At 32.8% G+C, this 360-nt stretch carries 1 protein-coding gene; it reads left to right on the plus strand.

Features of this window, described 5'->3' with window-relative positions; genetic code table 11:
• Positions 1-23 precede the first annotated feature (23 nt).
• A partial coding sequence (locus tag B4L98_RS13465; RefSeq protein ID WP_291078486.1) for a heavy-metal-associated domain-containing protein occupies positions 24-360 on the plus strand: 337 nt, incomplete at its 3' end.

Below are 360 nucleotides of genomic sequence, written 5' to 3' on the forward strand. Positions count from 1 at the left end.
AAAATAATAAAAATAATAAAACAATGAAAAAATTATTAGCCTTTGCTTTGGTTGCGACTTTAGGAATTAGCGCACAAGCACAAAATAAAAATGCAAAACACGATTTACATGTAAAAGGAAATTGTGGACAATGTAAAGATCGTATAGAAAAAGCGGCTTATGGTGTAAAAGGCGTAAAATCTGCTGAATGGGATAGTAATACACAAAATTTACATATCATATTGAATGAGAAAAAGAGTAAAGTGGATGATGTAGAAAACGCTGTAATAGCGGTTGGACACGATACTGATAATAAACGTGCAGAAGAAAAAGTGTACGGAAGTTTACCTTCTTGTTGTTCGTATGATCGTGAAGGTTCAG

The organism is Empedobacter sp. UBA5528, assembly GCF_002426075.1.
In the GTDB taxonomy this organism is placed as follows: domain Bacteria; phylum Bacteroidota; class Bacteroidia; order Flavobacteriales; family Weeksellaceae; genus Empedobacter; species Empedobacter falsenii_B.